Raw genomic sequence first — 6,262 nt, 5'->3', positions numbered from 1 at the left:
GGAGGGGAGACGGGGAGTGGTGGCGGCCGGACCTGCCCCCCGCCGCACCCGGCCGCCACCACTCCCCGTCTCCCCTCCCGAAGGTCCACCCATGCCCATCGCACTCCTAGCCCTGGCGGCCTTCATCGCCGTGATCATCGTCTGGAACGTCGTGTTCAAACGGAACATGGGCGAGGCGATGCTGCTCGGACTGGTCGTCACCGCGCTGTTCGCCGGAGCTCAGGCGCCCGCTTACCTGCTGCGGGGGCTGGCCGACGCCCTCACCCACGAGGTGCTCTACGCGGCCCTGGCCTTCGTGTTCATGGCCTACCTGATCGACGTCACGGGCCTGATCCAGCGGATCCTGGCCATCCTGAACTCCCTCTTCGGGCGCGTCCGCGGCGGTCCCGCCTTCATCGACACGGCCGGTTCCGCGGTCTTCGGCGCCCTGTCCGGGTCCAACTCCGCCAACACCGCCTCCAGCGGCTCCTTCACCGGCCCCTGGATGGTGCGCACAGGGTGGTCCCCCACCCGCGCCGCCACCGTGATGGCCGGCAACGGGGGGATGGGTGCGGCCCTGCCCCCCAGCGCCTCCATGGTCATCATGATCGGCTTCGCCGGGGGCATGGTCAGCACCGGCCAGGTCTACATGGGCCTGCTCGCGGCCGGGGCCTACCAGATCCTGCTCAGGTTCGCCCTGATCGCGTACTTCGTGCGCAGGGACGGTATCCCCAGGGCCGACGAGACCGACCTGCTGCCCCTGCGCGAGTCCCTGCGGCAGGGCGCGGGAGCCCTGACCATCTTCCTGGGCGCGCTCATCCCGATCGTGGTCACGGCGGGGCCCCTGGCCGACTACCTGGAGGACTCCACCCCGCTCGGCGGGGCCATGGGGGAGATCTCGCTGCTGATCTGGATCCCGATCCTGATCATCGTGTTCTCCCTCGTCGCCGGACGCGACCGCCTGCCCCGGAACCCGCGGGACTGGTCGGCCCTGCTCGACGGCGCCCTGCCCAAGTTCGCCACCATCGGGGCCCTGCTGTTCTTCGCCATCGCGGCCAGCGAGATCCTGGCCCGCCTCGGACTCGCGGAGGACGTCAACACCCTGCTGGAGAACCTGCCGGTCAACCGCTTCCTGCTGGTGGTGGCCGTCGGACTGGTGATCGCCCTGGTCGCCGGGCCGCTCTCCTCCACGGCCACCCTCACCGCGGTCGGGCAGATCTCCTTCCTGGCACTGGTCGGCGTGGGCGTCGACCCGCTGCTGGCGGTGATCGCCATCCTGGTGTTCGCCTCCACCGAGGGAGCCTCGCCGCCCGCGTCCGGGTCGATCTTCGTGGCGGCCGGACTGACGGGAGCCCGGCCCGAGAGCACCTTCCTGCCGCTGATCTTCTACTACATGATCCCGATCTTCCTGATCGGCTGCCTCATCGGTTGGGGCGCCCTACCGGTCTTCGGAGGCTGAACAATGACCACCATCAGATCCCGCGCCCTCCTCGTGGTGCGCACCCTGTTCAAGCTGGGCCTCGTCGCCTGCTTCCTCCTCGGTGTCCTGCTCGTCGCCGGCCAGCTCGCCGGGGTCCTCGCGCGGCGGCCGGACTGGATCACGACCACCTCGGACCTGTTGTTCGTCCCCGCGGTCGCGGCCGCGGCGGCCTTCGGAGTCCTCGGGTTCCTGGCCAACTACCTCACCGACGACAGGGGCGGGGGAGAGGAGTGAGGCGCTCCGCGGGGGAGTGACCGATCCGCCGGGGGCGGTGGCCTCGGCCACCGCCCCCGGCCGTGTCCGCGGCGGCCGCCCCCTGGGCGCGGAGGGGGCCTCCACCCCGGCCCGACGGTCCCAACCACCGGCCGCGCACGGGCGCGCGAAACCGCCCCCGTCCTGGGGAACGGGGGCGGCCCGGGGCGGGCTCTCAGTAGTTCTGCCCGCTGGCCTGCTGCGGCGAGCCGGTGCTCCCCTCCGGGGACTGCGCGGGCCTGGGCGCCGCGTGGGCGGCGCTGTAACCGCTCTGGTAGACGCCCTCGTGGCGTTCGGTGCGCCTGGACTCGCGCTCGTGGTCGGGCCAGCCGGCGGTCAGGCCGTAGATCACCAGCAGGTCCACCGCGATGGCCACCATCGACCACAGCGGCATCGCCATGACGAAGCCCAGTTGGGCGACGGCGTTCACCGAGGCGAGGACCAGGGCGAAGCCCCGGGCCCAGGTGCTGCGGGACAGCACGGCCAGACCGGCGACGATCAGCACCGCCCCCCACAGGCCCAGCAGCACGCCCCAGGAGGTGTAGCCCACCAGGAGGACGTCCGTGCTCTCCACGGCGTAGAACTCGGGGGTCACGAGCGCCACCAGCCCCTGGATGACGTTGATCGCCCCGATGACGATCAGCATTGTCGCGACGAAGAACTGCCAGCCGTTGGCTGCCTGCGTTCGCATGTTCCGGATCCTTCCCGGCCGTCCCCGCTGGCCTCTGCGCGGTCCGGGACGTGGGAACGGCCGCTGGGGTGTCCCTCTTGCGGATGCGCGATCCGCGCGCCTTGTCTTCATCATCCGACCCCGCGGGTCAGCGACACCCCACCCGTTCCTACGGATCGGGCAAAGCTCACGGTTCTGGTAATCTGGAATTACGTAATTACGGAAGAACATGTAAGGTGGCGTTGTGGTGGACCGGACGACGGAGGAGCGGCTGGCCGAGCTGGAGGCGCGGGTCGGCGCCCTGGAGGCTGCCGGCGAACGCGCGGCCGGGGCGCCCGCGGCGCGGGAGCTCGGAGACGTGTTCTTCGCGCTCAACGCCCTTCGGGAGCGCGTCACCGGACGCGGCGGCGTGGTCTTCGCCGGGATCGTCCGCGACGGCGAGGGGGAGGAGGACGCGCTGGAGTGGCAGCAGGGGCTGCCGGTCGAGCGCCTGGAGGAGTCCGACTGGGCCCGCCACGCCGCCAGCCTCGACGCCTTGGGCAACCCCGTGCGGCTCCAACTGCTGCAGGCGGTCTGGAGGGGGACCGGGACCGTCGCCGCCCTGGCCGAGCGTTCCGACTTCGGCTCGACCGGCCAGATCTACCACCACGTCAACCTGCTCGCCGCCGCCGGATGGCTCATCACCGTCCGGCGCGGCCACTACGCCATTCCACCGGAACGCGTCGTCCCCCTGCTCGCCGTCCTCACGGCGGCCGGGGGAGCGCCCCAGTAAGGAGGTTTCCGTGAGAGCCAGGAGGGGGACCGTCGCGGTCGCCTGTGCGGCGGCCGTCCTGGTCGTCGTACTCGGGATCGCCGCACGGCCGCACACACCCGCCCTGTCCGCCGAGGAGTCCGGGGACCCCGGACTCCTGGACCGGGCGCGCCCGCTGCTGTCCGAGGGCGTGCGCGACCGCGTCAGCGTCGTCGAGGTCGACGGCGGACGGGTGGGCTTCGCCCACTTCGGCGCCGACGACGGCACCGACTACGAGATCGGCTCGGTCGCCAAGGGCATGACCGGGATGCTGCTCGCCATCGCCGTCGAACGCGGCGAGGCCACCGCCGACACCCGGCTCGGGGAGCTGGTCGAGCTGGACGGCGCCCCGGCCGCCGACGTCACCCTGGCCGAGCTGACCAGCCACCGCTCCGGACTGCCCCGGATCTCCCCCCGCCCGCCCGACATCGTGGTCTCGGCGGCGGCCTCCTACCTGGGCAACGACCCCTACCCCTACGACTACGACGACCTGGTCGCGCAGGTGGCCGCGGCGGAGCTGTCCGACCGCGGCGAGTCCCACTACTCCAACATGGGCACCGCGATCCTGGGCCACGCCCTGGCCAACGCCGCCGGGACCGACTACGCCACCCTGCTGCGCGAACGGCTGCTCGACCCCCTGGGCATGGACGACACGACCCTGCCCGGCTCCGGGGGCGACCTGCCGGAGGACGCGATCCAGGGCTACACCGACAGGGGGCGCCGGGCCGACCCCTGGCTGGCCCGCGCCTACGCGCCCACCGGGGGCGTGCGCTCCACCCCCGCCGACATGGCGCGCTTCGCCGCGGCGCTGCTGGAGGGCACCGCCCCGGGTGCGGCGGCCCTGGAGCCGCGCTGGGACGACGGGCCGGACCAGCGGATCGGGTTCGCCTGGATCACGCAGGCGCACGGCGGCACCGAGGTCACCTGGCACAACGGCGCCACCGGCGGTTTCGCCTCCATGGTCGCCCTGGACCGGGAGGGCGGGCGCGCGGTGCTGGCCTTCGGCAACACGACCACCGGACTGGAAGAGGCCGTCTTGGAGCTGCTGACGGGGGAGGACGCCCGATGAGCCTGATGGACGTGCTGCCCTACGCCGGGGCCGTGTTCCTCAACGGCGTCTGCGTCCTGAGCGCCGCGGACGTGCTCCTGCGGCTCCGCGGCCGGGGCGGGTTCCGCTTCGCGGACCGCTGGGACGTGCTGAACCGGGCGGTCAACACGCTCCTCTTCCTGGCGCTCTCGCTGCTGCTGACCACGTGGGCGCTCTTCCCCGTGGCGGTCTGGTACCTGGACGTGGCCCTGAGCGCGGGGGCCGCCGCGGCCGCGGTGCTGTGCTGGCCCGGCCTGCCCGCGCGCGCCGACGACGCGGGTGCCGCCTCCCGGCGCCGCTCCGCGATCGGCACGCTGGTCTTCCTGGCGGTGGTCCTCGCGGCCTTCCTCCTTTTCGGCTGATCGGAGCAGCCGCGCGGAAAGTGCGCGATGTGATGTTATGTCGGAATTAAGAAGCGCGGAAAAAGTGGGATGACGCACTTCTCCGCCGTCTGACCGGGGTTCCTCGCGAGAAAGCCCACGTGCCTTTCGCCCGTGGTCTACGGTGATTTCCGTCCGCCCTCGAATTCCCCCGAGGGGAAACCGGGTGGACCTCCCCTGCCCGGAGACCGGGCGACGGGACCGGGCACGGACCCGCCCCCTTCGCACGATTGCCCCGCGAGGAACCCGCCCATGCCATTTCACCCGTCCGACCGACGACGGCGGCCCCCGCGCCCCGGACGACAGGCCCTGGCCGCCCTGTTGGCCGTGACCGCGCTGGCGGCCCCCGCCTGGTCCTGGGCGGTCGTCACGGTCCACCCCGACGCCCGCCAGAGCGTGGCCCTGGCCGTCGGCGCGGCCGGAGCCGCCCTGTGCGCCGCCGTGACCGCGGCGGCGCACCAGGCCGCGGCGGCCCGCGCCGCCCGCGAGCGCGCCACCCGGGTCGACGCCACCGCCCAGGCCCTCGAACGCGAGGCCGAGCACCTGGTCGACCAGCTCCTGCCCGCCCTCATCGAGGGCCTGCGCGCGGGCCGTGCCGCGCGCGAGGTCCTCGAAGAGCACCCCCGGCCCCGTCACGTCGCGCTGCACCGGCTCACCCACGCCGTCACCGCCGAACTCGACACCGCGCGCGTGCGCGCCGCCGAAGCCCTGGCCCGGCGCACCGCTCTGGAGGAGCAGATCGCCGACCTCGACCGCGTCGGTCTGCCGCTCATGGTCGCCCGCGTACGCGAGGACCGCGTCGGCGCCGCCGAAACGCTCCGGGAGGAACTGCCCCCCGTCCACGACGCCCTCGCCCGCCTGCGCGCGCACACGCTGGAGGAGCTGCTGGCCGCCGCCCGCCGCTCCGCCTCGGCCATGGAGACGACCGCCGCCTCCGGCGCCCGCATCCAGGCCCACCTGACCTCCCTGCTGGCCAAGCTCCGTGAACTCCAGGACCGCTACGGCGACAGCCCCGGCGTCTTCGGCGACCTCCTGGACATCGACCACGGGGTCTCCCGCACCGGCCGCCTCGCCGACGGCCTCGTCGTACTGGCCGGGGGCCGATCGGGCCGCCGCTGGACCCGGCCCATCGTCATGGAGAGCATCCTGCGCGGAGCCATGGGCCGCATCAGCGCCTACCGCCGCGTTCGCCTGCACAACACCAGCACCGCCTCCATCGCCGGGCACGCCGCCGAGGGCGTCATGCAGGCCCTGGCCGAACTCATGGACAACGCCGCCGACTTCTCCGCCCACGGCACCGAGGTGCACGTCTACGTCCAGGAGGAGGACACCGGCCTGTCCGTCACCGTCGAGGACAGCGGACTGGGCATGCGCGTGCGCGAGCGCAGGCTGGCCGAGAGCCTGGTCACCGAGCCCCGCGACCTGTCCACGCTGCACGGCACCCGCACGGGCCTGGCGGTCGTGGGCCGACTGGCCGACAAGCACGCGCTCGGCGTCAGCTTCCGTCCCTCGGCCCGCGGCGGCGTCGGCGTCGTCGTCCTCGTTCCGCCGCACCTGGTCACCGAGTCCCAACCCGCGCACGGCGGCCCGCGCGCCGGGCACCGCCCCCGGCGCCCCGCGGAGC

7 protein-coding genes are annotated in these 6,262 nt (G+C 73.3%); 6 read left to right on the top strand and 1 reads right to left on the bottom strand.

The features are described from left to right. The first annotated feature begins 91 nt into the window (after positions 1–91). A complete protein-coding gene (locus tag ABD54_RS24790) occupies positions 92–1,438 on the top strand; it encodes a TRAP transporter large permease subunit (protein ID WP_047871957.1) in 1,347 nt (448 codons plus the stop codon). A gap of 3 nt (positions 1,439–1,441) precedes the next feature. Then, positions 1,442–1,693, top strand: a complete 252-nt coding sequence (locus ABD54_RS24785) for a hypothetical protein (RefSeq protein WP_047871956.1) — start codon at positions 1,442–1,444, stop codon at positions 1,691–1,693. 193 nt (positions 1,694–1,886) lie between these two features. On the opposite strand, the gene ABD54_RS24780 is transcribed toward ABD54_RS24785, so the two are convergent. Next, positions 1,887–2,402 (bottom strand): hypothetical protein, encoded by a 516-nt coding sequence (locus tag ABD54_RS24780; RefSeq protein ID WP_047871955.1) that lies wholly within the window; start codon positions 2,400–2,402, stop codon positions 1,887–1,889. A 226-nt stretch (positions 2,403–2,628) separates the two neighbouring features. Between ABD54_RS24780 and ABD54_RS24775 the strand changes: the two genes are divergently transcribed. The 4 genes from ABD54_RS24775 to ABD54_RS24760 all read left to right on the top strand — a co-directional run. After that, a complete protein-coding gene (locus ABD54_RS24775) occupies positions 2,629–3,153 on the top strand; it encodes a helix-turn-helix transcriptional regulator (protein ID WP_047871959.1) in 525 nt (174 codons plus the stop codon). Between the two features lie 10 nt (positions 3,154–3,163). Then, positions 3,164–4,240, top strand: coding sequence for a serine hydrolase (locus ABD54_RS24770; protein ID WP_047871954.1), 1,077 nt, complete (start codon positions 3,164–3,166; stop codon positions 4,238–4,240). After that, positions 4,237–4,620 (top strand): hypothetical protein, encoded by a 384-nt coding sequence (locus tag ABD54_RS24765; RefSeq protein ID WP_047871953.1) that lies wholly within the window; start codon positions 4,237–4,239, stop codon positions 4,618–4,620. Before ABD54_RS24770 ends, ABD54_RS24765 begins: the two co-directional genes overlap by 4 nt. A 270-nt stretch (positions 4,621–4,890) precedes the next feature. After that, positions 4,891–6,262, top strand: a 1,372-nt coding sequence (locus ABD54_RS24760; protein ID WP_047871958.1) for an ATP-binding protein, incomplete at its 3' end; no start/stop codon positions are given.

The organism is Nocardiopsis sp. RV163 (genome assembly GCF_001029525.1).
Taxonomy (GTDB): Bacteria; Actinomycetota; Actinomycetes; order Streptosporangiales; family Streptosporangiaceae; genus Nocardiopsis; species Nocardiopsis dassonvillei.
Note: the sequence above shows the minus strand (reverse complement) of the source record. Positions and strands in the feature narration are given on the sequence as shown.